23 protein-coding genes and 5 pseudogenes are annotated in these 24,185 nt (G+C 66.1%); 18 read left to right on the top strand and 10 right to left on the bottom strand.

Going from position 1 to position 24,185, the window contains the following annotated elements:
* Positions 1-705 precede the first annotated feature (705 nt).
* Positions 706-903, top strand: a pseudogene (locus IG05_RS50550) (helix-turn-helix domain-containing protein); the annotation flags it as partial.
* A gap of 684 nt (positions 904-1,587) precedes the next feature.
* Complete coding sequence (locus tag IG05_RS50545; protein ID WP_420707594.1) at positions 1,588-2,256, top strand: hypothetical protein; 669 nt, start codon at positions 1,588-1,590, stop codon at positions 2,254-2,256.
* Positions 2,257-2,725: 469 nt separating this feature from the next.
* Here the strand turns inward: IG05_RS50545 and IG05_RS49145 are convergent, their stop codons facing one another.
* Positions 2,726-3,631, bottom strand: coding sequence for a TIGR02391 family protein (locus IG05_RS49145; RefSeq protein WP_234335830.1), 906 nt, complete (start codon positions 3,629-3,631; stop codon positions 2,726-2,728).
* 1,955 nt (positions 3,632-5,586) lie between these two features.
* Between IG05_RS49145 and IG05_RS0111630 the strand changes: the two genes are divergently transcribed.
* Entirely contained in the window at positions 5,587-7,311 is a 1,725-nt protein-coding gene (locus IG05_RS0111630; RefSeq protein WP_063760079.1) for an AIPR family protein, read from the top strand.
* Between the two features lie 13 nt (positions 7,312-7,324).
* On the opposite strand, the gene IG05_RS0111625 is transcribed toward IG05_RS0111630, so the two are convergent.
* Genes IG05_RS0111625 through IG05_RS0111615 form a run of 3 tightly spaced genes read right to left on the bottom strand, consistent with a single transcriptional unit; the run spans position 7,325 to position 8,581 of the window.
* Positions 7,325-7,705: a hypothetical protein gene (locus IG05_RS0111625; protein WP_030341686.1), complete on the bottom strand. Its 381-nt coding sequence runs from the start codon at positions 7,703-7,705 to the stop codon at positions 7,325-7,327.
* A complete protein-coding gene (locus IG05_RS0111620) occupies positions 7,699-8,127 on the bottom strand; it encodes an ATP-binding protein (RefSeq protein WP_030341685.1) in 429 nt (142 codons plus the stop codon). Before IG05_RS0111620 ends, IG05_RS0111625 begins: the two co-directional genes overlap by 7 nt.
* Before the next feature lie 46 nt (positions 8,128-8,173).
* Positions 8,174-8,581 (bottom strand): NUDIX hydrolase, encoded by a 408-nt coding sequence (locus IG05_RS0111615; protein WP_030341684.1) that lies wholly within the window; start codon positions 8,579-8,581, stop codon positions 8,174-8,176.
* Positions 8,582-8,688: 107 nt separating this feature from the next.
* Between IG05_RS0111615 and IG05_RS0111610 the strand changes: the two genes are divergently transcribed.
* Positions 8,689-9,477, top strand: a complete 789-nt coding sequence (locus IG05_RS0111610; RefSeq protein WP_030341683.1) for a GntR family transcriptional regulator — start codon at positions 8,689-8,691, stop codon at positions 9,475-9,477.
* A gap of 22 nt (positions 9,478-9,499) precedes the next feature.
* On the opposite strand, the gene IG05_RS0111605 is transcribed toward IG05_RS0111610, so the two are convergent.
* On the bottom strand, positions 9,500-9,868 hold the full coding sequence (locus IG05_RS0111605; protein WP_234335829.1) for a hypothetical protein: 369 nt from the start codon (positions 9,866-9,868) through the stop codon (positions 9,500-9,502).
* Positions 9,869-10,044: 176 nt separating this feature from the next.
* Here IG05_RS0111605 and IG05_RS0111600 point away from each other — a divergent pair, with 176 nt between their 5' ends.
* The 5 genes and pseudogenes from IG05_RS0111600 to IG05_RS0111585 form a co-directional block, all read left to right on the top strand.
* Complete coding sequence (locus IG05_RS0111600) at positions 10,045-10,401, top strand: hypothetical protein (RefSeq protein ID WP_030341681.1); 357 nt, start codon at positions 10,045-10,047, stop codon at positions 10,399-10,401.
* Positions 10,401-10,949, top strand: a pseudogene (locus IG05_RS49140) (conjugal transfer protein TraS); the annotation flags it as partial. The gene IG05_RS0111600 and the pseudogene IG05_RS49140, both read left to right, overlap by 1 nt.
* Positions 10,945-11,775, top strand: a pseudogene (locus tag IG05_RS0111590) (replication initiator); the annotation flags it as partial. The pseudogenes IG05_RS49140 and IG05_RS0111590, both read left to right, overlap by 5 nt.
* A pseudogene (locus IG05_RS44880) lies at positions 11,768-11,947 on the top strand (helix-turn-helix domain-containing protein); the annotation flags it as partial. The pseudogenes IG05_RS0111590 and IG05_RS44880, both read left to right, overlap by 8 nt.
* 5 nt (positions 11,948-11,952) lie before the next feature.
* A pseudogene (locus IG05_RS0111585) lies at positions 11,953-12,255 on the top strand (tyrosine-type recombinase/integrase); the annotation flags it as partial.
* A 69-nt stretch (positions 12,256-12,324) separates the two neighbouring features.
* Here IG05_RS0111585 and IG05_RS0111580 read toward each other — a convergent pair.
* Positions 12,325-12,831: a hypothetical protein gene (locus tag IG05_RS0111580; protein ID WP_030341678.1), complete on the bottom strand. Its 507-nt coding sequence runs from the start codon at positions 12,829-12,831 to the stop codon at positions 12,325-12,327.
* Positions 12,832-13,043: 212 nt separating this feature from the next.
* Here IG05_RS0111580 and darT point away from each other — a divergent pair, with 212 nt between their 5' ends.
* Both darT and darG read left to right on the top strand, forming a co-directional pair.
* Entirely contained in the window at positions 13,044-13,796 is a 753-nt protein-coding gene (gene darT / locus IG05_RS0111575) for a DUF4433 domain-containing protein (RefSeq protein WP_030341677.1), read from the top strand.
* A 37-nt stretch (positions 13,797-13,833) separates the two neighbouring features.
* The gene (gene darG, locus IG05_RS0111570) at positions 13,834-14,895 is read left to right on the top strand and encodes a macro domain-containing protein (RefSeq protein WP_030341676.1); all 1,062 of its coding nucleotides are present in this window, start codon (positions 13,834-13,836) and stop codon (positions 14,893-14,895) included.
* 319 nt (positions 14,896-15,214) lie between these two features.
* On the opposite strand, the gene IG05_RS47750 is transcribed toward darG, so the two are convergent.
* The 3 genes from IG05_RS47750 to IG05_RS0111560 form a co-directional block, all read right to left on the bottom strand.
* Positions 15,215-15,895: a hypothetical protein gene (locus IG05_RS47750; RefSeq protein ID WP_158838849.1), complete on the bottom strand. Its 681-nt coding sequence runs from the start codon at positions 15,893-15,895 to the stop codon at positions 15,215-15,217.
* Positions 15,896-16,184: 289 nt separating this feature from the next.
* The gene (locus tag IG05_RS43635; protein ID WP_037813552.1) at positions 16,185-16,862 is read right to left on the bottom strand and encodes an AAA family ATPase; all 678 of its coding nucleotides are present in this window, start codon (positions 16,860-16,862) and stop codon (positions 16,185-16,187) included.
* Positions 16,859-17,617 carry a GntR family transcriptional regulator gene (locus IG05_RS0111560; protein ID WP_030341674.1) on the bottom strand — a complete coding sequence of 253 codons (759 nt, stop codon included), beginning with the start codon at positions 17,615-17,617 and terminating at the stop codon, positions 16,859-16,861. Before IG05_RS0111560 ends, IG05_RS43635 begins: the two co-directional genes overlap by 4 nt.
* 486 nt (positions 17,618-18,103) lie before the next feature.
* Between IG05_RS0111560 and IG05_RS0111555 the strand changes: the two genes are divergently transcribed.
* From IG05_RS0111555 to IG05_RS0111525, 7 genes are all read left to right on the top strand, one after another.
* The gene (locus IG05_RS0111555; protein WP_030341673.1) at positions 18,104-18,373 is read left to right on the top strand and encodes a DUF6284 family protein; all 270 of its coding nucleotides are present in this window, start codon (positions 18,104-18,106) and stop codon (positions 18,371-18,373) included.
* Positions 18,370-19,227, top strand: a complete 858-nt coding sequence (locus IG05_RS0111550; RefSeq protein ID WP_030341672.1) for a hypothetical protein — start codon at positions 18,370-18,372, stop codon at positions 19,225-19,227. The genes IG05_RS0111555 and IG05_RS0111550 overlap by 4 nt, the downstream gene beginning before the upstream one ends.
* Positions 19,227-19,574, top strand: a complete 348-nt coding sequence (locus IG05_RS49135; RefSeq protein WP_030341671.1) for an RRQRL motif-containing zinc-binding protein — start codon at positions 19,227-19,229, stop codon at positions 19,572-19,574. The genes IG05_RS0111550 and IG05_RS49135 overlap by 1 nt, the downstream gene beginning before the upstream one ends.
* Before the next feature lie 2 nt (positions 19,575-19,576).
* Positions 19,577-19,894: a hypothetical protein gene (locus IG05_RS0111540; protein ID WP_030341670.1), complete on the top strand. Its 318-nt coding sequence runs from the start codon at positions 19,577-19,579 to the stop codon at positions 19,892-19,894.
* Between the two features lie 2 nt (positions 19,895-19,896).
* Positions 19,897-20,067 carry a hypothetical protein gene (locus IG05_RS0111535; protein WP_030341669.1) on the top strand — a complete coding sequence of 57 codons (171 nt, stop codon included), beginning with the start codon at positions 19,897-19,899 and terminating at the stop codon, positions 20,065-20,067.
* A 71-nt stretch (positions 20,068-20,138) separates the two neighbouring features.
* Positions 20,139-22,295 (top strand): cell division protein FtsK, encoded by a 2,157-nt coding sequence (locus tag IG05_RS0111530; RefSeq protein WP_051789744.1) that lies wholly within the window; start codon positions 20,139-20,141, stop codon positions 22,293-22,295.
* A gap of 156 nt (positions 22,296-22,451) precedes the next feature.
* Complete coding sequence (locus IG05_RS0111525; protein ID WP_030341667.1) at positions 22,452-22,916, top strand: hypothetical protein; 465 nt, start codon at positions 22,452-22,454, stop codon at positions 22,914-22,916.
* 21 nt (positions 22,917-22,937) lie between these two features.
* Here IG05_RS0111525 and IG05_RS0111520 read toward each other — a convergent pair whose 3' ends face one another.
* Entirely contained in the window at positions 22,938-23,921 is a 984-nt protein-coding gene (locus IG05_RS0111520; protein WP_234335828.1) for an HNH endonuclease, read from the bottom strand.
* Positions 23,922-24,185 lie beyond the last annotated feature (264 nt).

Genomic DNA, 24,185 nt, shown 5'->3' with positions numbered 1-24,185 from the left:
TTCTTGAAGGCCTTCACCGGCGCATGCCGGAAGTCGCCAGAGGGGTGTCAAAGACGCCCCAGGAGGTCACCGTGTGCAGGCCGTAGCCGTGCCCGCTGTCCTCGACAGGCAGCGCGCCGTAGTCCTTCAGCGTGGCCTCGGTGTCCGGACCGGCCTTCTCGATGCGTGCGCACGGGACTTGATGTCGTTGCTCAGCCGCGAGAAGCGCCCCTTCGCCACAGCCGTCCTGGACAACTGCACCCTGACCTGACGGACGGTCGCTCCTGTCGAGTTCGGTACGGAGCTCCCGGTACCAGGTCTGGGCCGTCGCCGCCCAGCGCCATGCGTAGACAGCGGTCCCGTTCCACCGCCTCCGGGCAGGCGGTGACCTTGCCGACCGTTCAGGACGAGCTCGGATACGACGGGAGATGGGCCGCCGTGAGGCAGCCGACGCCTTGGCCGCGACGTTTGCCAGTGTGGCGAGCGTCGTGCCGAGGGCGAGCCCGTGACGGCGAGTGCGAGGGGCGGGCCTGCTCGGGTGCGCTGGGGCATGGGTGTCCCCCGTGGATGAGTGGATGAGTGTTATTTGTCGCCCGTCGCCGACTGGTCGGTCCGGTCCTGGTCGGTGCGACACCAAGAGCATCAGCCGTCACGACGGCCCCGCGCAACGCCGGACGCCCGCCCGGCGAGGGTGGAACCATCCCAGCCCATCTGACGTGCAGGTATATGGACCGCCTGAGATACGGGGACACGTGGGAGGCTGGGGGAGCGGTGTCGACCGAGGACGACGTCGAGCAGTTCGCGGCGTTGCTGCGCCGGCTGAAGGACCGCACGGACCGGAGCTACGGCTCCCTGGCCCGCCGTCTCGACATGAACACCTCCACACTGCACCGCTACTGCGCGGGACAGGCGGTCCCGCAGGACTATGCCCCGGTGGAGCGGTTGGCTGCCTTCTGCGGAGCAACACCGGAGGAACGCCTCGATCTGCACCGCCTGTGGTTGCTCGCGGTGACAGCACGACAGAGGCCGAGGGCGGGTGAGGAGGCAGCAGAGCCGACAAAGACCGAAGGGGCACTGAAGCCGACAGGGGACGAGCGGGCTTCGGGTCCGGACAGCCGGACAGCGGGGCGTGCGGGTGGCAGCACGCGCAGTGTGGGTGGCGGTGCCGACAGCATCGGTGGTGACGGGGGCGGCACGAGCGGTTCACCACCGCGACTCGATGCCGGCGCCCCCGACGCCGCACTGGCTGCTCCCGACGTTCCTGAACCGGGCAGTCGCGAGTCGACGGCCCAGTGCGATGCGGTCCGCTCAACTGGACGGCCCTGGTACCGCCGTCGCCGTACCGTCGTCGGCACAGCCGCGGCGACCGTACTGCTGGTGACGCTGGGCAGTATGTCGGCGCTGTGGGCCGACCGGTCTCACGACAACTCCGCCAAGGCCCCCGGTCAGTCCCGTACGACAGGAACCGGTACGTCACACCACCCCTCGGCCACTGCGGCCAGCCCTTCCCGCAGCCGTTCTTCGGCCTCGCCCTCCACAGGAGTACGGGCTTCAGGGAGCCCCGAGCCGAAGGGCGGATCGTCGGCTGAGACGAAGAGCGACGCCCCCGTGCCAACCGGTGTGCCGCTCGCGTGGACCGCCGACTCGCAGATCTGGGACGGCGGTTGCGGGCACGACTACGTCATCGGGAAGGAGCCGGCCCAGGTGCCCCCGCCGCCGGTACAGCAGGACGCCGGAGTGTGGGCAGCGACGCAGCAGGCGGTACCTGGGCGGCAGACGATGGTGCAGATCTCGGTGCAGGGGAAGTCGTCCACGGCCGTGGTCCTCACGGCCCTCCGAGTCCGTATCGTCAGCCGCGGCACCCCGGTCACCGGCAACGCGTACGCCATGGGCCAGGGCTGCGGCAGTGATCTGCCGCCCCGCAACTTCTCCGTGAACCTGGACGTCGACCGCCCGATCGCCCGCGCGCGCCCCGGCAACGACAGCGGAAAGCCCGTCCCCGCGGTTCAGTTCCCCTACCGCGTCTCCGCCGAGGACCCGGAGGTGCTGCAGGTCACCGCGACGACCGAGGCCTACGACTGCAACTGGTACCTGGAACTGGACTGGTCATCCCAGGGCCGCACCGGCACGGTCCGCATCGACGACCACGGTCACCCGTTCCGCACCAGCAGCATCAGGGGCCTGCCCCACTACTGGTACGGCACGAACGACCACGGTGTGCGTCAGTGGGTACCCACCGACTCTAAGGAGTTGCCGCAGTCGCCATTGTCGCCGTAGTCGTGGCGGCAGTTCTCCCCGTGCCTTTTGACCTTCACGGTGACGGTGGCGGTGGCCTTGTTGCAGGTGATCTTGTTGCCCTCTAGATGTCAGAGGGGCCTCACCTACCAAAATTGGTAGGCGAGGCCCCTCTGAACTGGTGCCCCCGGCAGGATTCGAACCTGCGACACCCGCTTTAGGAGAGAGGCTGGGTGAACTGCGGGCTGAGCTGCGGCGTCGTCGGCCGATGAAGCGAATCGATACTCGACCACAGAGCACCGGTGTTGACCGTGGCTGACCCTTGCTTCTGGCACGGTTGTGGCACGAACCTCAGCCGACGAGGCGTCCTGCTCGCCGTTTAGGCGCCGGGCCGGCGCAGCTCTTCGCCGGGCGCCCAGAGGTGTTCAGCTCGGGGAAGGCGTGGTGGCCTGGTCGATTCGTGTCGGCCATCGTGGGCTTGTAGTTGAGCCACGGCCAAGGCAGCACGCGATCACGGGCCCGATGAGGCGGCCTTGCGCTTCTCGTCTTCGATGTCGAGGCGCCGCATCAGGAAGCTGGCGAAGACCAGCATTTCGTCAGCCTCGTCGCGGGCGTCCTTCTCGTCCGGGCCGTGCATGCGAGGGTTACGCAGCGCGCCCATCGCCCCCTTGAACAGGAACTGCATGCCGTTCTGCTCGCTCTCCAGCGAGCTTCCCGTGAACCGGGTCACCGTGACCTTCGGGGGGTCTGGCTTGGCGCCAAAGGCGATACCCATCAGCCGCTCGCCGACCTCGGTAGCCCCGACCAGGACCGCCACCCGGTGCTCCACAGCCTGGAAGGCACTCCTGACCGCGTCGTAGTAGAAGCCGCCGTTGTACCGCTCGGCGGCGACCTCCGCGATCAGTGGATGCAGGCTGCAGGTGACGGACAGGGCGCCTGCCGGCTCCATGTCGGGCGTAGTGATGGGAGGTCGGGTGGCTGGGATGGAAGCGAAGTCGGGCTCCGGCTCCTGGCTTTTCTGGAAGGGCTGGCTCTCGGCCTCGGTACGAGCTGGCCCCACTTCGCGTGCGCGGACGCTCCAGTAGTCGCGCAGGTTATGTACGCCAGCGTACGGCCGAATGCCGCGGTCGAAGTTCAGCGACCAGTTGAACACACCTGGGTCGGGGCTGTGGCTGCCACCACGGAAGCAGGCCTCGTGCAGGCCGAGCGCGAATGCGCCGTACATCACCTCGTCCGTCAGCGAGCGCGGGTCGACGCCGTACACACCACGCAGATCGGAGGGCCGCAGCTCTGGTAGCTGACCGGGCTCCTTGGGCTGGTAGTGGGGCTCGATTGTGCCCGCTGTCCGCACCATAGCGAGGAACACGCTGATGACCTGCCCCGTGTCCGTGCAGTTCGCGGCGCCAGCGATCGTCAAGGACAACTCATCCGCACCGTGCGGCACTACGAGACGGCCTGTGGAAACTCCCCGCAGTAGCGCAGGACACAACTGCGCTACTGCCTCCTCGAATTGCACACCAGACGCATACAGCCGCCGATCGACCTCATCGAACGTCGGCCAGCGGCCAGCGTTGCAGAAGTGCCGCCAGATCACGTCAAGGAGGGCGTGGCCGTCCTCTCCGGTGGGGCGTGGCATCCCCTTCGGGGCTATGGTCCGAACGATCACGTGCTGTCCCCCAGCGTCCGAGCCTGCACTGCTCGCAGGCTACTACTGGAACCCTGCTCTAAACCCGCGGGTCCGTGACGTGGACGTTCGTGTTGGAGCGGGTGCTGAGAATCGACCTCGCGCTCTCAGCTTGGGAAGCTGCGATCAATTGAGCCCGGACCGGGCGCTGAGCTGAGCCAATGGCCGAGATACAGCGTTGTCGGACGCGGGCACCTTCACCGTAGCTCCCCGCTGTTCCCCGCCGGATCTGGTGCACTTGTGGTGCGCTCGGATGACAGGCGCCGGCTTGGGCACAGCACACCGCGAAACTGGAGGGGTGGCGGAGGACCGGGCCGGACCCCGATCCTTCCCCGCAGCGGGAGCCGTTGGCGGCGGCTCACGAGTCGTTGGCGGTCAACTCCACCTGCTGCACCCCTGATGCATTTTCCGGCAGGGTCTTGGCGGGTGCAACGACACTAGCGCTTCCTTAGTGTTGAGCGCCAACTCGCAGCTCCCGACAGAGGTTAGCCGCGGAGCGAAGTGATCAGTGCGGCCACGGCACTGATCACGGCTGCTGCTGCCGTTGTCCACCCAAGCGCCAGGTTGACCCGGGAGTGCTGGCCTGTAGGCTGCGTCTGGATGTTGGCTCTATCCGGAATATCTTGCTCCGTATAGGGCCCTGTGCCCAACTGGTCCATCAGTGAGTCTCCAGGACTGGTTGTTAACGAGCTGCTCCAATAGCTCGGAATTTGCTGCACCCCGCGGCGCGGACCGGTAATCCGTGCTGCGGGGTGTTGTCGTTCGACGTGTCGGAACGCTAGCGCAGGACTTCAATCGGCCATGAGCTCTGGGTTGATTCTCGGATGGCTCACCGGGAACATTTTTTAATCTGCGCAGACTCGATAACGGGCCAGGGCCTGCGGAAACATCCAGTACGGCTCGGACGTGATGTGCACTTTCCGGCTGTGGCACTCACGCTAATCGGGGCATATGGGGCGCGGATCTATGGCTGGATCTCACCTGTGGCGTCCTAGGTCGGTGGCGTCTCAATGGGTCAGTCAAGACCTGTCTTCTTGCCCTGGGTCTTGGCGGAGATCTTGATGAACTGCGTTTACCCTGCTCAGGACTAGTGGGTTCGTGCGCCTGGTCGTCATCGTTTGTCGTCCTTGGCCACTGTCGAGCGACCTCGGACGGCCCAGGGACGGCCCAGCTCTCCCGCACTCGGCTGACGGCTGGCACGCTCGATGGGCCGCCCTCTGAACCGCAACCGACGACAGTCCGCCACGACGGTGAGAACGCCGACCGACCACGCACGCGTATGCCTCGCTGCACCCCCACCAGCCTCGGCCACGCTGATTTTGTCGTTGAACAGAGCAAGCTGCGACGGCCAGACCGTGATCACAGCGCCCGAGCCCTCAGCTGTGGAAGTCCCGGTGATCCGCGAGGGTGGCGAGGTAGCGCCTGGTCCTGATCGGCGTCCGTCTCGTTCGCTGCTGTCCCCCGTGGTTTCCCTGGCACGCGTCCGGCACGGACACAGCCGTCGACCCCCTACCCCAGATCGAGGGGCGACTCGTGGAAGCCTCCCATCTTCGCCGCTACCGGCTCAAAGTGTGGGCTCCCTACCCAAGTTGGAGGTACGGGCCCTAACATGACTGGGCCGGCGTGCGTCAAATCTCCTAAGGAGATACACGCACTCGGTACGCGCCGTCTAGCAGCTGGGAGTTTGAATGAATCCCCTCATCCAGGGACTGTTCAAGAAGTTCCGCGAGGAAGAGGAACTGCTCGAAATCAGCAACGCTGACGCTTTCGAACTCTTCGCCGCTAGCCTCATCCTTCCCGAAGACCTTATAGCGCAAGTGCAAAAGTCCGACCTTCTCCTTGATCAAGGAGCGATCGGTATCGACGTCATCGCACTTGACGTGAATGGGCAGCTGGCCTGGGACGCGGATGACGTGAGGGAAATCTGCGAAAATGCCGCCAAGGTTGAAGTAAGTTTGCACTTCATTCAGGCGAAGCAGTCCGCTTCTGTGTCGAGTGCCGAAATTCTCAGCTTCGGTGACACGGTTCGCAAGTTCCTTCAGAACGACGGTTTCCCTTCGTATCCTCGCATGGAGGCACTAGCGCAGGCGCTTGGCGCAGTATTCGAGAACTATGCGGGTCGCCTTAAAGGTTCGCCTTCGGTCTACTTGTACTTCACGACAACTGCGCCGAAGCATGCGATCTCCTCCGACCCCGTAAAGGAGAGAGTCGCCACCGTCACGGAACAGATCGACAATCTTGGCTTTCTTGGTCGGGTCTCTGTCACCGTTCTGGGTGCCGATGACATCCACGATGCATGGGTCCGGAAAAACCATGCAAACGAAGTGGAGATCCAATTCGAGAAGCAGGTCAACCTGCCCAAGATGCCCGGCGTCGACCAGGCAATCTTGGGTGTCGTGTCGGTGGCAGAACTGCTCAAATTGATCGAGACCCGCGATGAGAAGAACCTTGATGAGCGCGTTTTCTATGACAACGTGCGGGGATTCAAGGGAGAAGACAACTCGGTCAACATGCAGATCATGGACACTCTCAATTCTGCGGAGAGGAGTCTTCTGCCTGTTTTGAATAACGGTGTGACCGTCGTTGCTGCTTCCTATGCTCCCAAGCCAGGGGACGCCGTAGCAGTTTCCGGCTATCAGATCGTGAATGGCTGCCAGACCAGCCACTGCCTTTACCTGTCCAAGCAGTCACTTGGTGAGGCCGTGTCTGAGGTCTACGTACCCATTCGACTGGTAGTGACCGGGGACGAGGAAGTTGCCACCCAGATCATTCGGGCAACAAATTCCCAGACCGCCGTCCAAGAGAACGATCTGGTGGCGCTTAGTAAGTTCCAGAAGAGGCTGGAGGACTTCTATAAGCTGGATGCGCCAGATTTCAAGCTGACTTACGAGCGCCGTTCAGGTCAGTTCTACAACAAAGAAGTAACCAAAAATCGCATCGTTACAATCAGTGACCAAATGCGCGCTGTCTCGGCTATGTTTCTAGACGCTCCCCATGTTGCTGCTCGATACGCCAGTAGGCTATACGACGACATTGGCGCGGCCATCTTCCGAGAAGATCACAAGCTGCTGCCTTACATGGTCAGCGCCTTCGCGGCGTACCGACTTGAGAATGCTTTCAGGTCTGGCGCGCTGGAGTCGGCTTACAAGCCGACCAGGTATCACATCCTTATGGCGCTGAAGTATCACGTGTTGGGCGGAAAGTCGGCTTCCCTTGAGAAGGGGAAGGCAGAAGAGCAGAGCGAGCAGATCATCACCGCGCTGAAGCAGCATGACCTGATCGCAACATTCAGGGAACTGGCTCAGTCCGTTATTGCGGCTGGTGGTGGGCAGATGCCATCAGAGGCAGGAGCGCAGGCCCGGCCGGGGGCCGGGCCGCGCGCGGTGAGCGGAGCGAGCCGCCTGAACCCGTAGAGAAAGTTGTAACTCAGTCTGTCGGGCGGGGCTTGAAGTCGTACGCGCAGGATGGAAGTTCGGCTGCCTGGCGGTGCGTGAGTGGCAGGAAGAGCACCGGTCGGATCGTCCAGGTGATGCGGGTCTTGGCGTGGGCCACTGACACCGTGCACGGTTCGGCTCGAAGCAAGGCTCGGCGGGTCTCGATGCGACCCTCGTACAGCCACTCCCATGCCTCGTCGGAGGCGTCCGCGTCCAGTGCCGGTGAGATCGTGCGGAGTGCGACCGCTACCCAACGGTCGGCCTGCGGTGCCGAGTACGCGTCGAACGATGCCATCAGCGCCGGCCCCCGCTGCTCCGTCAGGTCCTCGGTCCAGCACTCACACCAGTAGCCCCGCTGCGGCGGCTTCAGCATGGGTGGCCTCCCAGGCGGGAGTCCGCGTAAAGCTCCGCGGTCACCGTGTGGCCCTGGTCGCTGTCGTGCACGACGACCCGGTGAGCGATGGCACTGACCATGCCCAGCCCGCGGCCATGCTCAGCGTCCTGGTCCTGGTGCTCGACCTTCGGGGCCGTTGCCGTGCCGCCGTCGTCAGTGACGGACACCGCCACCACTTGAGCCGAGACCGCTACCGCCAGGTGGAAGCTGCCGTACTCCTGGCCGCTGGCCGTGTGAAGGATCGCGTTGGCGCTCAGCTCGCTCACGATCAGCTCGGCGTCTTCCGCTAAAGGTGAGCCGCGCAGGATGTCACGGGTCCATCGGCGGGCCCGGCTCACTTCTTCCGGGAATCCTGGGCAACTCAGCCCCCACACCCGGGCTGTACTCGTATACTCGTGCATACAAGTTCCTTTATGCTGGTAGGCCGCCATGTGCAGCGGGTTCGGGCTAGACGAGTTTCACGCCGTCGTGGGCGCGGATGGCCGGCGGGGTCGTCGCGTCGAGTGCGTCCAGGACGCGGATCGCGTAGGCCTCGTCGGCAAGCTCGGTGACCTCTTCGCGGGTGACCCAGCGCAGCGCTCGGGTCTCGTCACCGGTGGTGGGCACACCGTCGGCGGCCTCGCAGCGGAAGACCAGCGAGACGATCAGGCCTTTCATGTTCTTGTAGACGCCGGTCAGGGTCGCGGGAAGTGCGATCTTGATGCCGGTCTCTTCGAGGACCTCGCGCTGAAGGGCGTCCGGGATGGTCTCCTCGCGCTCGAGGACACCGCCCGGCGGCTCCCAGTGGCCGTTGTCCCGGCGCTGGATCAGGAGGGCCCGGCCCTGGTCGTCCACGACGACCCCGGCGACGCTCACGGAGTGCGGGCGTTCAGTGCTCACGTTCCTCGGCCCTCTCGGCTGACTAGGCTCTCCACCGTAGCAACAACACTCGCCCACTCGTCTAGATACCTAAAGGAGTACGCGTGAGCCCTCTTCCTTCGGGCCTCCTCGGTGATCTCGACCCCACGAGCGATCGTGCGGTCTTCCGGCAGATCGCCGACCAGCTGCGCGAGGCCATCGACCGTGGGCGATTCCGCGAGGGCGAGAAGCTGCCCTCCGAAGCCGACCTTGTCGACCACTTCGGGGTCTCCCGAATGACGGTCCGCAACGCCTTCTCAATCCTCCAGGGTGAGGGTCTGGTGCACGCCGAACACGGCCGGGGAGTCTTCGTACGCCCACGACCGCCCGTCAGGCGGCTCGCCTCCGACCGCTTCGCCCGGCGGCACAGGGAACAGGGCAAGTCCGCGTTCATCGTGGAGGCCGACGCCGCCGGCAGTCATCCCACGGTCGACAGTCTGGAGGTCAAGGAAGAGAAGGCCAGTCAGGACATCTCCACCCGGCTCGGGTCGGTGCGGCGCGTCCTCGCTCGCCGGCGCCGGTACCTCCTCGACGGACGGCCGGTGGAGTTCGCCACCTCCTACCTCCCACTCGACATCGCCCGCGGGACTCCCATCGCCGAACCCAATCCCGGGCCCGGCGGCATCTACGCCCGCCTCGAAGAGCTGGGTCACCACCTCGACCACTTCGAGGAAGAGATCCGCGCCCGGATGCCTTCCCCTGCCGAGGTCAAGACACTGCATCTGGCGGCTGGTGTACCCGTCATCCACCTGATCCGGACCGCATTCGACACCGGCGGACGAGCTGTCGAGGTCTGCGACACGGTCATGGCGGCGGACGCCTACGTGCTCTCGTATCAGCTTCCTGCGACGTGATCGGGTGGGCGGCGGCACTGCCTTATCGAGTCGGCGCGTCCTCGCTGTCAGAGGCGGCGGGTGCGAACATCTCACCGATGTTGTTCCACATGAAGCCCTCCCGCCAGGCGGGCTTGTCGAGCATCCAGCCGAGGAGTGCTTGCAGGACCTTCTCCTGCGACACCGTCTGTGTCTGGTAGTGCTCCGCAGGGACGCCGTCGCGGTATTCCAGCTGGTAGGTGTTGTTCTCGCGGAACCAGACCTGGATGTACCAGTCGCCCTCTTGCTCCTCGTCCTGACGCTCAAGGATCAAGTACTCGTTGCCGCGCCGCAGGTTGGCGAGCATGGTCCCCACTGCCGGCTTCGTGGGGCGCTTCAGTTCGTAGCCACGGCCGTTGGTCGCTATCAGCATGGATGGATTCTGGCGGGTGGGTCTGACACGGGTGCAGGACGCTTCTCCAACTCGTACACCCCAACACGCTTACTCGTATAGACGAGTGGGCAAGTTGTGTGGCAAGGTAATCCCGCGATCCCGATCAAGGGGCTCGCAGGACGCATCTTGTATAGACGAGTAGATAGGAATGGGCCTTGCGCACCATCGGTGTGGAGACCTCTGCCGCGACGATCCTCCTCACCGAAGTTCCGGAGCCGAAGGTCCGCGACCGGCAGGCCGGCGAGATCGCCAAGGACGCCAACAGCGATGAGGCTCTGATGACCATCGGCGTCGTCTACATCGAGGACGGTGAGTCGTCGCTGATCAAGGTCACCGTTCCTGAGGGCGGCATCTCCGAGGGTCTGGCCCTCGGGGCGCCGGTCTCGCTGCCTGGCCTTGTCGCCCGACCGTGGGAGTCCGTCTTCAATGGCCAGCAGCGCCACGGCATCGCCTACCGGGCCGCTGCCGTCACCCCGGCCGCCTTCCCGGCCGCGACCGGAGCCGCGGCCTGATGTCCGACCTGACGACGCTGCTGGAGGTGGGTGGTCCTGTCGCCGCGCTCGGTGGCGGGGCCGCCTACGCCCGGGCCAAGCACCCGGCCGCGTACTGGTCCTTGATCGGCCTGCCGGTGTCTGCGGTTCGGCTGCTCAGCTCGTACGGCTCGGTCATGGAGGCGTGCGACCTGACCGTCACGCCCTCCCGACTGCGGGTCTTCGCCGTGAAGACCATGAGCCGGCGTGAGGTCCGGCCCGTCCCGCCGCGTCGGGGCATCGTCCGGCCCACCACAACCGGGCTGCGGCTTCGCCTCCGCCTGGCACCGGGACAGGAACCCGCCGACTTCGCCGCCGCTGCGGAACGGCTTCGGCACGCCTGGGGCGTTCACGCCGTGTACGTCACCACGGTCAAGCCGGGAGTCATCGAGCTACGGCTCGTCGGCTACGACGTCTTATGGCGGGTGCGCATGCCGCGCACGAGCGCGGGCGGCTTCCTCAAGGTGCCGGTCGCCCTCCGGGAGGACGCCACGCCCTTCGTTCGCGACTATCGCACCATCCCGGAACGCGCACGCCGGTCCGCTGTGGCGGCGGTTCTCGATCTATCTGCGCCGGGAGGTCGCCAAGCGCGCCGGCCTCACGCAGCGGGCTTTCCGCGAGTACGCCCGGGTGTCTTTCGCCAAGGTGGCCGAGTACCAGAAACGCGGAGCCGTCCACTTTCACGCCGTCGTCCGCATCGACGGCCCCGGCGGCGGTGACACCCCGCCTCCCGCCTGGACCACCGCCGAGCTGCTGACCGACGCCATCCGGGCCGCCGCCATCGCCGCCCGCGTGGACGGCCCGGTCGTCGACGGCCGGGCGCACACCTTCGCCTTCGGGCGTCAGCTCGACGTCCGTACGGTCCGCTCGGCCGACTTCGACGGCGGCCAGGAGCTGACCGAGCGGGCAGTAGCCGCGTACATCGCCAAGTACGCCACCAAGGGCGCCGAGACCGCCACGGGTGCTCTCGACCGGCCGCTGAAGTTCCTCGCCGAACTGGCCCAGCTCGACATCAGCGACCACGCCCGCCGGCTCGTCCGCACCGCCTGGACCCTCGGCACCCGCAAGGACCTCGAACACCTCCGCCTACGGGCCTGGGCCCACATGCTCGGCTTCCGCGGCCACTTCTCCACCAAGTCCCGCCGCTACTCCACCACTCTCGGCGCCCTCCGCGACGCCCGCGCCGAATGGCGCCGCGCACAGGCTTTGGCAGCGACCGAGAGCGACCGGGACGCCACCACCCTCGTCCTAGCGCACTGGATCTACGCCGGAACCGGCCTCACCGACGCCGAAGCCTGGCTCGCCGAAACTCTCGAACCCGCTCCCGGAACGGAAGGAGAACCGACCCATGCGTGATGACGAGCTGCTGACGGTGCCCGAAGTGATGGCGCGACTGAAGGTCGGTCGCTCCACGGTCTACGACCTCATCCGCTCCCGCCGTCTGCCCTCGATCACCATCGGCCGGTGCCGGCGCATCCCGGCGCGGGCGGTCCACGAGTACATCACCAACGAACTGGAGGCGGCCGCCTGCGTGAGTCGGACTTCGTCTTCACCACCCGCACCGGCCGCCCGGTCGAGCCGCGGAACGTCTACCGCTCCTTCACCCGCGTCGCCCAGTCCGCCGGCCTCCGCGTCATCCGGCTGCACGACGCACGCCACGGCACCGCCACCCTGCTCACAGCGGCTGGAGTCGCGCCCCGCGTCGTGATGGAGATCCTCGGCCACTCTCAGATCAGCATCACCATGGACGTCTACACGCACGTCGTGCAGGACACCCAGCGGGAGGCCATGAGCCACATGGACCGGCTGTTGAAGAGGCGTCCCGATTCGAGCTGACCACCGCCGTTGTCCCCCATACGAGACGCGGAGCCCCGGGCCATGGCAGTCCTGGGGCTTTGTGGCCTTTCAGAGTTTGGTTTCAGGCCCTCCGCCCTCAACAAACGCGCGGGCGGCGACAAGGACCTCTTCCTTGAGCTGCTCCAGCGGAGTGCTCCAATCGGCGTTCCAGTCGCCCAGTTGGATGGCACACTCGACGATCGGCTGCAGGCGGTCGGGGTAGTCGAGTTCCATCGCCGCTTCGACCCATATGAGGTCGGCTCCGGTCGCCGGGTCCAAGGAACCGTCGACGATCTGAGCGGCCAGCCAGTGGGCCAGGGCCCACTTGGCGGCGATCGGGTCCGCAGGTGCCTCAAAGACCAATCCCAGCTCGTCCACGACGTGGTCGAACAGCTCCTGTGCCTCATGCTCCTCACGGCGGCCCAGGCCGGCCAGGAGGGCAAGCGACGGGGAATCGACATCGGCCAGGAGAGCGTCCAGGCCGGCTTGGATCAGGCGGTCAGAGCCGACGTGACGTCCGAGTGCCCGAGCTCGTGCCAGATGCCTCAACCGGTCGAGGCCCTCGTCTCTCGTCACGCCGGATGCACCCCGTCCCGCCCGCGTTGATGTCAGAAGTGGATGTCAAAGGCCCCGGACCATGATCGGTCCGGGGCCTTTTGCCTGGTGCCCCCGGCAGGATTCGAACCTGCGACACCCGCTTTAGGAGTTCTTTTCGCGAGTGCCCAGGTCAGGTACGTGGTCGGCCGTGGCCATCGGCGAGGTGCAGGGTTGTGCCTCCCGATACGGCAATGTCCACCGCCGTTGCCGTCAAGGACTGCCGTCAAGGTCAGTACACCGAGGCATGGTTGACGGTCAACCAGCTGACGTGGCCAGTCACGGCTGTGGTCTACTCAGTTCTTGTGATGAACGTTGGGGAACGACAGCTGTTCCACTTCACGCACGTGAGCAACCTGCGTGGCATCCTCGCCGAGAAGCAGCTGGTCTCGGACACCGTCATGCAGAGCCGAGGGGGCGTGCTGAGTGAGTGCGGAGACAGGGCGGTCAAAGCTGAACGGCGGTTGCGACAGATCACTGTCCCGCCATACGGCTGTCCAGCTGACTACGTCCCGTTCTACTTTGCCCCGCGCTCACCCATGCTCTACGTAATCAGCCGGGGCGGCGTAGCCACCTACCAGGACGGGCAGGCACCACTCGTCTACCTGGTCACGTCCGTCGACGGCATCATGGAGTCCCACAGGCCTTACGTGTTCAGCGACGGCAACTGTGCAAGCGCGATCACCAGGCACTTCACCGACTTGAGCATGATGCCAAGCGTTGTCGACTGGGAGATCATGGCTGCAAGGTACTGGAACAACACGGCCGATGACGGGGATCGCATGCGCCGGCGCATGGCGGAGCTACTGGTTCATGAGTATCTGCCCGTGACATCTGTGCATGAGGTGGCGGTCTACGATCATGATCACGCTCAGCAAGTACGACACCTACTGCGGGAGGCAGGGGCGGAGCTTCCGGTGACTGTCAGACCTGAGTGGTACTACTGACCTAGCGGTAACGAACGAGCCCCAAGGAAGGATAGCGATGATCACGCGCGGCACCGGCAACCTGCTTCTAGCAGATGTCGATGCCCTTGTTAACACGGTCAATACCGTGGGCGTCATGGGCAAGGGCATCGCCTTGCAGTTCAAGCGGGCCTATCCGGAGAACTTCAAGGACTACAAGGCGTCCTGCGATCGTGGCGACGTCATGGTCGGCCGGATGCACGTACACGAGGTCGAGCAAGTGGGCGGCCCCCGGTTCATCATCAACTTCCCGACGAAGCGCCACTGGCGCGCGCCGTCACGGATCGAAGATATCGCCTCGGGGCTCGTAGCACTGCGTGACGAAATCGTTGAGCGTGGGATCAAGTCCATCGCAGTACCACCTCTAGGTTGTGGAAATGGCGGACTTCCCTGGCCTGAAGTTGAGCCAATGATCCGTCAGACCTTGGGAACTATTCCTGGGGTCGAAGTTCGCGTTTACGAGCCGTCTGGTGCGCCTAACGCATCATCGATGCCAAATGCCACTCAGGCACCCGCAATGACGCGTGAACGTGCAGCTTTTCTTGCTGCGCTCGATCGGTACATCAGAAGTGGAATTTCACGCGGCCTCGCTTTTGAACCACGCGTTTCGCTCCTTGAAGCGCACAAAGTTGTCTACCTTCTGCAGAAGCTGCATCTGCCACTGGGGCTTCACTTTGAGAAGGGCATTTATGGCCCGTACTCGCAACCCCTTGATAGGGCAGTCTCCGCGATGGAAGGTCACTTCGTCACGGGTTTTGGCGACGGCACTAGCGGAGCCCAGGCGATTCTGGAGCTTAACAAAGACTCCGTCACCGAAGCTGAGCAGTTCTTGAAGCAGTACCCGGAGTTCGAAAAAATCGCGGCCAGGTTCGAAAGTCTAACGGCAGGCTTCGAAGACGCGTTTGGCATGGAACTATTGAGCACCGTTCTCTTCGCTGCTGAAGAACTGGTGACGCCTCCGCCAAGCCCCGAATCGGTGACCGCGTGCATCAGGGCATGGAATCACCGAAAGGAGCGCCTCTTTACGGAGGCTCACGTTGAAACAGCCTGGCAACGCCTGTCCGAGGCTGACCTGGTGTAAGGATCTGAGCCATGGCTGGTCACTTGGCTGGCACAACCCCGCTGCGGACTGCGGTACCAGAGCGAGCCAATCGCCCATGGTGAGGTAGTCAGTCTCGATCGCGCTGTTTTGTTAGCCTGCCGAGTGTCTTCGGGTATGGCAACTTGCGTTCGCTTCCGCCTTAAGGGCGGCCGTGAGTGCAGGCCGTTGTGCACTGTGCCAGCATCGAGCGCGACCACGCCGACCTTCAGGACCGCCCTGGCGTAGCCATGCGGGGTGACCGACGCCGGCCAGAGCGAGCAGTAGCGGGGCCTGCCGTCTTGGAAGATCCCTCGTCTCGTTACTCAATGGATCTGACATTGGATGCACCTAGATTCGCTGCACTCCGAAGTTGCTCTAGGTGCTCGCAAATTTCATCTGGTGTCGTCTGGCGAAAAATATCTAGGGTGCCCAGTCCCTTGATTGATAGAGAGTGCCCGTTGGTCAGCTCCAGCGAGTGTTGATCTGCATTCGTGAGATAAGAGACAGGGTTTGGGGCGGCTCGGTAGAGGTACTTCCGGATTTCTTCCTCGTCTTGAATCTCGATCGCCAAAGCGAGGTTCGGATTCCCGCCAATGTTCAGCGAGTTTACGCTCGCCATGCTGTAACTGAGGGCTCCATGCCCGAGTGACGTGAGTTCCCAAGCCTTCTCGTCGTGCATCGCTGCGGCAAAGGCGTCGACGAGTAGGACTCTCGTTCGATGGGACTCGTGGCACATCAATTGAGCCAGAGTCATTCCCGAATAACAAGAATCGAGAACAAGCTGGAGCTTGCGGCTAGGGCCATCCAGTGTTTGCCGTTCCGCCAGCCAGCACATGAGCTGGTCAGGCGACAGTTTTGCGTCCGCGAGAACCAGGTCCCCTCGCGTCGTTCCGTGTCCGGCGAATATGAAGTTGAGGGAACCGCCATTCCAGTCGGGGCGGTCCGAGAACTGGGACAAAAACTCCCGGCATTCGGCGATTGCTCGCTCGACGGTCGCCATTTTAGGGTCGTACAGGCTAATGAAGTGAGTCGTAGGCGTCTCGCTATTCCGCCCGCCGGTGTTCTCGGTCCAAGCCTCCTGCAAGTGTCTATGCCACAACTCAACATCCGCTTTTGTGTGTTCGAGAAGCGCTCCGTCACGTGACTGGCGCGGACTCAAGGGCCCGTTCTTCTGTTCTCCAGCCGCCGGACCTCTCGAACCGATGAGCACACCTGCTCTGTAGTTGTAATCGGGGTGTGGCATGAGGACTCCCGTCAGACCCAGTAATCAGTATTGAAGTGGGGCAGTGTCAGGAAACCGCTGTGTCCAAAGCCGCGATCACGTCTGCGGGATCACCGCTATACGTCAGGTGTGATTCGTTTTGATGGGGAGGAATGAAGCGAGTGCGGTATCGCAGGAGGTCGCTTTCGGAGAAGTAGATGGAGTTCGGATCGTGCTCGTGGGCCTCATTGCGCTTGCTGATTCTGGACCAAAGCTCTGCGTGGGTCGCTTCGAGATACACGAGCACCGGGGTTGCGCCGGCGTCCCTGGCGGTGGCTCGCCACCGGGCGCGGTCGTCGGGTGTCCAGAAGCCGTGGTCGACCACAACGTCGTGCCCTGACTGAAGTAGCTGCCGCAGTTCGACCGCTACGTCTTCAAGAACGGGACGCTCCAGGATCGGGAAAGTGCCCCGGGGGAAGTCCACGCCGTACACCCCGTGGCGCCGGTACATCTCTTCGTCCGGGCACAGGCGCACGAATCCGCGATCGGTGAGCGCCCGGGAAAGGGTGGTCTTGCCGGAGCCGGGGAGGCCGGCCATGAGGACGCAGAACGGAGGGCGTGCGGGCATCGGCTTCGTCAGGGTCTGGGAGATCATGGACATCTCCGCTTCGGCTTCGGGGGTGAGTCGTCCAGTACGTCGAGCGGTGAGGAGAGTGCCCATGCGGTCTTCAAGCACGCTCAGGAGCGTGTCGTCGATGGCTGTCACTGGAAAACCTCGGATTCTGTTCGCCAGGTCCGGCCGGGGCCCCCGAGGTCCACGCCGTACTCCACGACGTTGCCCTCGCTGTCGACGAACTTGGCCGTCATCACGACCACGGGTTCCGTCGGCGGATTCTGGGGGTCCAGCTCCAAGAGCCGCGCATCATCCGCAGTCAGCAGGCGCGCGGAGGCGGTATCGATCCGATGAGTGATCGGTAGGCCCGTCGCCTCGGCGATGAGCTGGAGCGATGTACCCCCTGTCAACCGCTCGCTCACCGCCAACTGCGGGATCAGCTTCCCGTACTGAGCCGGAATCCACGACGTACTGTGCGCGACGATGCCGTGTCGGTCCCTGTACACCCGACGCCGGCGGATCACGTCGGAACGCTGCTCGATGCCTAGAGCCTGTGCCACATCCGGAGGGGCAGGCACTACAGCGGCCTCGTGTGAGTCGGACCTTTCGCCGGAACCCCAACTTGAGCCGGTACGGCGGCCACGATCCTGACGCTGAGATCCCGAGGACATGGGAGCGGGGCGGTCGAGAACTTCCGTCCCGATCCCGTGGATACCCCTGACCAGACCCTCGTTTCGCAGCTTGCGCAGAGCCTTCTCAGCGGTGGCGGTGCTCACCCCCCACTCTTCCGAGAGGTTCTTGATGCTCGGCAGGAGTGATCCCGGCGGTAGCTGGCCGGACTCGATCAGCTCCGTGTAGTGCGCGGCAATCTTCGCGTACGGCGCCCGATTGTCGGCCTGACCGGCCATGTCGTCAGCTCCCTCATCAGCGGTTCCCTGCGGTTCCCTAGCTTACCGCTTGACACCGCAGGGAACCCTAGGGAACCTTAGGGATGTTCCCGCTGATCGGTGTCCGGTCAGCGGGTGCAAGACCTCAACACGCCTGCGCTCAAAGGGGCGTGATCGAGGCAAAGGGGCCCGGGACAGAGCGGGCCGAGGGCACCGGACAGTCGTCTGCCTAGCGGGCGATCCCTTGGCAGTCCGGATGGCAGACCGAAAGGTCTGGTCTCTGCCTACAACGGGGCCCTAGCGAGCTGTTCCTTGATCCGGCAGCCGCGTCCCCGAAAGAGACCACTCATCCACCGCAGCTCGCTGCGGCCGGTTGCCTCCGCTGCTCGTCTCGTACGAGCAGCGCTGAGGGGAGCCGGAGATTCCGACTTCAACGGCGTGCGCCCCCGGTGCTGGAACACCGGGGGCGCTGTTCGGGCCGTTCCTGTGTGAGAGGAACCAGACCCAATGAGCCACATCGTTACTGTTCAGGACGCTGTTACCGCGTTCGCCGACTTCATGGAGCCGACGGGTGCGGAGCTGGACGCGATCGAGCTGGAGATGCCGCTGATCCTTGCGGAGGTCGACCTGCTGGACGCGCAGATCATCACGCTGGACCGCACGCCGTCCGAGCTGGACGCGCGTCGTCTGCGCCGCGCGCTGGCGCGGGTGCTGGCGGAGCGGGCGGCGCTGGCGAACCGCACGGCCACGGTGAGCCTGCCTGGGGGTGCGGCGTGAAGGCCAAGACCGTGCTGCCGGCCGTTGCGATGACGGCGGTGTCCATGGTGCTCACCCTGGCCGTGGTCGTGATGTGGCTGGGTACGGCGGTGCCGTGGCCGGTCGCTCTGGTCGTCGGTCTCGGGATCGACGGGGGATGGCTGGCCACCCTCGCGTATGAGCGTCGTCTCGCCGCGCAGGGCGACCACTCGCATGTCGTGACCGGCGTCGGCTGGTGCTTCGGCCTCGTCGCGGCCGGCGTCCTGGTCGCCCACGCCCTCACCAGCACTGGCTCCGCTGGCGCGTGGCTGGCTGTGGCCTGGCTGCCCATCGCGGCGAAAGCGTTGTGGCTGGTCCACGGGTTGTGGGAGCGCACCGCGCTGACCCCGGCCGCGCTGGAGGAGATCCGGGGAATCCAGCAGGAGGCCCGCGACGAAGCGGCCGTGGCCCGCGCCCGGCTCCGTGCCGAAGCGGCCACCGAGGAGACCCGGCTTGCGGCCGTGACGGGGGCCGGTGCCCGCGTCGCACGCGTCCAGGCAAAGACCGCTCAGACCCTGGCCGGGGCGTGGTCGACGCTGGAGGCGGCCCGTGCCGGTGAGGAGACCGGCAGGGCGCTGACCAGCGTGACGGCCCGCGTCACACCCGGTGTCACCCCCCGCTGGGAACTGCCCGTGTGGGGCCCCGTGGAGCCGGTTTCGGCGCCCGCGCTGGAGGGACCGGCGCTCTCCGATGAGGCGCTGGACGCGCTGGTCGAGGAGATCCGTCACAGCCAGATCCCCGCCCTGTCCTACCGGGAGATGGCGAGCCGGTTCCGGGCGGCCGGCCACTCCGCATCCGAGGTCCGCCTGCGGGCCGCCTGGAAGCGCGTCGCCTGATGGGGGCGCTACCGGTGTTCCGGTGGCGCCTGGCCCCGGACGGATACGCCACCCGTCGCCAACTTCGTGCGCGGGGTCTGCGGCCGGGTGGCCAGGACGTGGCCGCGCAGCTCGAACGTCCACGCCGCCGGCGCGGGCCGCTGGTCGCCTACCTGTACCGCGTGGAGTTGGCCAAGCCTGTGCGGCCGATGACGCCGGCCAGGTGGGCGGCGCTGGCCAAGGCCAACCGCGCCCGCCGCATCTGCCCGCAGTGCCGGCGAGATGCGGGCTACGTCATCCCGCCCTCGCTCGGCATGTGCACCCCCTGCGCCTTCCCTGAACCCTCCGACTCTCTGAGGAGTGCCTGACGATGGGCAAGCCCGACACCCGCCGCCTGGACAAGGCGATCCAGCAGAACGAACGCAAGCTCGCGGCGGTGCAGAACCGCGAGATGTGGCCGCTGACCGGGAGCGAGCGCCGCGCCGTGCTGGGCGCGATCGTGTCCGGCGCGCGCAGCCTGCACCGGGGCAACGGCACCGCTAGCGCGGACCGGCGGATGGACACCGCCTGGCAGAGCGCCGAGACCCGGCTGGTCACGGAGATCGCCGCGTTGAAGACCGAGCGGCAGCGGATCGTGAACCAGGCCGCCACCGCCAAGGCCGCCAAGAAGTCGTCGGGGTGGTGGTGACCATGGCGGCGCAGCAGACGCCTTCGGGCCAGTGCCCGCAGTGCTGGCAGCACGCCCACGACCGCAGCATTCACCGCAAGCTGCGCCCGCGTGAGGACTGCCCGCAGTGCGTGGACCACATGGTCAACGGCCACCCCTACCTGGTGCCCAAGAAGGAATCCCGCTGGTGGTGACCGCGCCCACCGGCCACCCCGACGCGCCCCTCAACTCCCGCCCTGATCCGGGCGGTCAGGAGGAATCCAGCATGACCGCAAACGTCGTCCGCCTGCACAAGGACACCGACCCGCCCGCCGCCCCGGCCCCCGTGACCACGCTGACCGTGGTCCCCGACCCGCCTTCCGTGCCGTTGTGGGTGCGCTCGGGTCGCGCCATCAAGACTGCCGTCACTCACGACAACACCCGCACCGCCGCCCGCGCCATGGCCCGGCACAGCCTGTACGTGGCCGGCGGGGCGCGGATCGTGGCCCGCCGTACCTGGGACGGCCGTACCGCCGCCCGGTACGAGCGAATGATCCGCGCGGCCGAAGCCGCGGGCAACCACGAGGCCGCCGCCGAGTGGGAGGAGCGCGGGCAGCGCTACCGGGAGGCCCGCCACCGCCGCCGCATGGACCTGCTGCACTCCCCCCTCGACGCCGCCAAGGGCGCGGCCGTCAGCGCCGGCATGGGCATCGGCGGTCTGGTGCTGCTGGGCGTCGCGATGGCCGTCGCCACCAAGGACCCGTCCGACGTGGTTACGCCGCTGATGGCGGTCATCAAGTTCATCAACCTGATGATCACGATCGTGCGGGTGGTCTGGGGACCGGCGATCGCGATCGGCCCCTTCCTCGCGCTGCTCGCGCTGTGGTCGGTCGGTGCCCACCAGCACGCCGCCCCGCAGTGGGCGCTGCCCGACCGCGTACGTAACGGCGAGGGCGAGCCGATCACCCCGTCCATCGTGGTCAAGGCCCTGCGCGACCTGGGCGTCCCGGCGCTGCGTAAGGCCATCACCGAGATGGGCGACGCCGGCGCCTCGATGCTGTCCCCGATCCGGATCGCCGGGTGCGGCGTCGAGGTCGACGTGACCCTCCCGTCGGGGGTGTCGACCAACGAGGTGCAGGGCAAGCGCCGCAAGCTCGCCGAGAACCTGACCCGGCATGAGCACGAGGTGTTCATCACCATCCCGCAGGCGGCCCGCACGGTCCGGCTGTGGGTGGCCGACTCCGGGGCGCTGGACGAGCCGATCGGCCCGTCCCCGCTCGTCACCGACCAGACGCTGACCGCCGACTACGCCAAGGGCAAAGCCCCGTGGGGACAGGACCTGCGCGGGGATGCCGCCGCCTTGAGCCTGTATCAGCGGCACCTGCTCATCACGGGTCTGTCCAACCAGGGCAAGACCGCAGCCCTGCGCGCGCTCGCCCTGTGGCTGGCGCTGGACCGGTCGGTCGAGTTCTGGCTCGGCGACCTCAAGGGCGTCGGTGACTGGGCCATGTTCGACGGCTTGGCCACCCGGCTCATCCAGGGGCCGACCGATGAGCACGTCATTCAGGTCACGGAGATGGCCGAGGACGCCGTCGAGGAGATGAACCGCCGACTGCAAGCGCCGCCCGGCACCGAGTTCCCGCCGCTCATCGTCATCGTGGATGAGGCGCAGGTGGCGTTCATGTGCCCCGTCAAGGACGAGGACAAGCGCCCCTACGGTGGGTCCAGCTCGACCTCCCGCTACTTCATGGCCGCCCGAAAGATCCACAACCAAGGGCGCGCGGTCAACGTGCTGCTGTGGCAGGGCACCCAGGACCCCACCGACCAGAACCTTCCCAAGCTGGTCCGCGAGGGCGCCCACACCCGCGCCTCGCTCGCGCTGGGCACCGAGTCGCAGGCCCGCATGGCGCTCGGGGACAAGGCCGTCGACGGCGGAGCGGCCCCCAACCTGCTGCGCCCGGGGCTGGACAAGGGCACCCTGGTCGTCGCCTCCGACGGCATCGAGATCCCCAAGGGCCAGTCGTCCATCACCGTGCGCACGCACTACATCAGCACCGACGACGCGGAGGCGATCGCCGACCGCGCCAAGGCGTTGCGTGATGGCGTGGTCACCCTGCACGCCATCGAGCGGGACGCCGAACACGACTCGCTCGCCGATATCGCCGCCGTCATCGGCGACGCGCCCCGCGTACGCACCAAGGACGTGCTGGCGCGGCTCGCCACCCGGAACCCGGACGCCTACGGCGGCTGGTCGTTCATCGACCTCAAGCGCGTCCTGGACGACGCCGGCGCCGAGCCGTACAAGTCGGACGGCGTGATGGTCGTCGCTCGCGACCGCGTCGCCCGCGCCCTCGCCAACCGCGACTCCGACGGTTCCGCTTCCGCCTCCTGGCCGCAGGGAGGCGACCGCGTGCGGGTCAGGGAGGCAGGGAGAACTCCCTGAACCCCTCCCTGACCCGCCTCCCTGGCCCTGACCAGCACAAATGATCCATCAGGGAGTTAGGGAGGCCCGCAGGTCAGACCCCCAAAAACCCTCTCCGCAGCCACCCCGCAAGGGGGTGGCTGCGCCTCCCTGACCGAGCGCCGGAAGGGATTCCACATGCACCCCGAGAACACCCCTCGCATGCCCGTACAGCGCACCGTCGAGGTCCACCAGCCGACCCCGATCACCCTCACCACGGCGGTACCGGCGCCGCTCATGCCCGTGCAGCCCAATGCGGTGCCGACGGTCGCGAGCGTGGTCCTGCCCGACGGGCGAATCGTCACCGGCTACGCCATCGAGCCCGCCAAGCCCGAACCCGTCGCCGCGAAACCGGCCGTGTCCCGCACGGCGGTGAACATCGCCTTCGGAGGCATCGGGTTCGGCGCCGTGTGCGGCGGGCTGTTCCTGCTGACCACGTTCATCGCCGCGCTCGCCGCGCTCATCCAACAGCTCGTCATCCTCGCGGCCGTCCTCTTCGGCGGCTGGATCGCCGTGCAAGTCTTCGGCGCGAGCAACCACCGTGGCGGGACCACGGTGAACATCCGCAAGGCCGTCTTCAAGCGCAACCATTTCCACGGCTAGCTATGCCGACGGCGGTTGCTGTCAGGCCAGAGCGTGCGGGACTTCTGCGGAAGCGCTGGCGCTCTGGCCGGGGATAAGGCCGGTGGTACCGCGGTGCATGGCCCAGTGCTCCGCTATCCACTTCTTGTGTGCCTTGGTGACGGGGACGGTCAGCGGCTGGCCGTGCAGCTTGTCGTAGTCCGGGTAAACGCGAGCGCTGGGCGCGACGTCGAGGGTCAGCGTGTTCGGGTCGATGGCGATCTGTCCGAGGTCGAACAGGCGGTGGACGTCGCGGCGCAGCAGCAGCCCGCCGTAGGTGTGGTGGGTGCCGTTGGCGGCGTAGCTGTACAGGTGGGCCGCCTCCAAGACCGCCGCGGGCATCGGGCCGAGGAAGGCGCAGACCTCGCCGAACTGCTCCAACAGGCTGGCGCGGAAGGCGGCCTGGCCGTTGCGGGCGCGGACCGTCCTAGTGCTGTGACCGCCGGCGATGACCTTGCGGGTGTTGTCCGCGATGTCCAGGGGGGTGGCGTTCTTGCCCGTCTCCACCCGGGCGCGGAAGTCCTCCCAGCGCAGGCGCCGCAAGGCGTTCTGCGACTTGGGCTCCTCACACAGCGCGCGCAGCTCGGGCGCGGAGACATGGCCGCGTAGCTCGATCCAGCCGGCCTCATAGCGGGCCCGGTAGGTGATGACCGGGACCGTCTCAACGGCCGGGGTGTCGAACTCCGCCTTGCACGTCGTGGTCCAGCAGCGGTACTTCGGCGTCATCGTCTTGCGTTCGGCGATGTCAGCCTTCCCGCACGAGGGGCACGAGCTGAGGTCCTTGGTGCCGGTGCCGGTGGCGATGTCCTCGATCACGGACAGACCCAACAGGGTTTCCCCATCCCACAGCACGATCGTGTCCCCGACCTGGACATGGGCCGCGTTGGGCACCCTGCTATCCCAGCTGTAGTGGGTGGAGGGGTTGTCGTCATACCCCCCGCCCACACGCTTGGCCTCCGCGCCCAGGTACATCAACCACGCCGTCACGTGACTCCTCCGTTGCCCGACACCCGCCCCACCCGCCGGCCACGCACTCGCGCGGCAAAGGGACGGCTCACGTGATCAACGTAGCGGGCCGTACTGACAACGCCCCCGAAACTCCCACATCCCGCCGCCCGACCAGCGGGATCCACTCCACGCCCCCGCCGGCGCGTGTCGCGCGCGGCGGGCGCTTTCGCGGGCGGCCGCCCCTTCACCACAAGACGCGGCCGCCCTTTTCTCCACCCGTCTCGGGACTGACCTGATGGAGGT

The sequence above is a fragment of the Streptomyces sp. NRRL S-1022 genome (assembly GCF_000720135.1).
Taxonomy (GTDB): Bacteria; Actinomycetota; Actinomycetes; order Streptomycetales; family Streptomycetaceae; genus Streptomyces.
Note: the sequence above shows the minus strand (reverse complement) of the source record. Positions and strands in the feature narration are given on the sequence as shown.

Excerpts from the sequence above, each read along its gene's own strand:
- IG05_RS0111630 (WP_063760079.1), top strand. The coding sequence starts at position 5,587 with ATGAATCCCCTCATCCAGGGACTGTTCAAGAAGTTCCGCGAGGAAGAG.
- IG05_RS0111625 (WP_030341686.1), bottom strand. The coding sequence starts at position 7,705 with ATGCTGAAGCCGCCGCAGCGGGGCTACTGGTGTGAGTGCTGGACCGAG.
- IG05_RS0111620 (WP_030341685.1), bottom strand. The coding sequence starts at position 8,127 with ATGCACGAGTATACGAGTACAGCCCGGGTGTGGGGGCTGAGTTGCCCA.
- IG05_RS0111605 (WP_234335829.1), bottom strand. The coding sequence starts at position 9,868 with ATGCTGATAGCGACCAACGGCCGTGGCTACGAACTGAAGCGCCCCACG.
- darT (WP_030341677.1), top strand. The coding sequence starts at position 13,044 with ATGTCCACCGCCGTTGCCGTCAAGGACTGCCGTCAAGGTCAGTACACC.
- darG (WP_030341676.1), top strand. The coding sequence starts at position 13,834 with ATGATCACGCGCGGCACCGGCAACCTGCTTCTAGCAGATGTCGATGCC.
- IG05_RS47750 (WP_158838849.1), bottom strand. The coding sequence starts at position 15,895 with ATGGCGACCGTCGAGCGAGCAATCGCCGAATGCCGGGAGTTTTTGTCC.
- IG05_RS0111560 (WP_030341674.1), bottom strand. The coding sequence starts at position 17,617 with ATGGCCGGTCAGGCCGACAATCGGGCGCCGTACGCGAAGATTGCCGCG.
- IG05_RS0111555 (WP_030341673.1), top strand. The coding sequence starts at position 18,104 with ATGAGCCACATCGTTACTGTTCAGGACGCTGTTACCGCGTTCGCCGAC.
- IG05_RS49135 (WP_030341671.1), top strand. The coding sequence starts at position 19,227 with ATGGGGGCGCTACCGGTGTTCCGGTGGCGCCTGGCCCCGGACGGATAC.
- IG05_RS0111540 (WP_030341670.1), top strand. The coding sequence starts at position 19,577 with ATGGGCAAGCCCGACACCCGCCGCCTGGACAAGGCGATCCAGCAGAAC.
- IG05_RS0111535 (WP_030341669.1), top strand. The coding sequence starts at position 19,897 with ATGGCGGCGCAGCAGACGCCTTCGGGCCAGTGCCCGCAGTGCTGGCAG.
- IG05_RS0111530 (WP_051789744.1), top strand. The coding sequence starts at position 20,139 with ATGACCGCAAACGTCGTCCGCCTGCACAAGGACACCGACCCGCCCGCC.
- IG05_RS0111525 (WP_030341667.1), top strand. The coding sequence starts at position 22,452 with ATGCACCCCGAGAACACCCCTCGCATGCCCGTACAGCGCACCGTCGAG.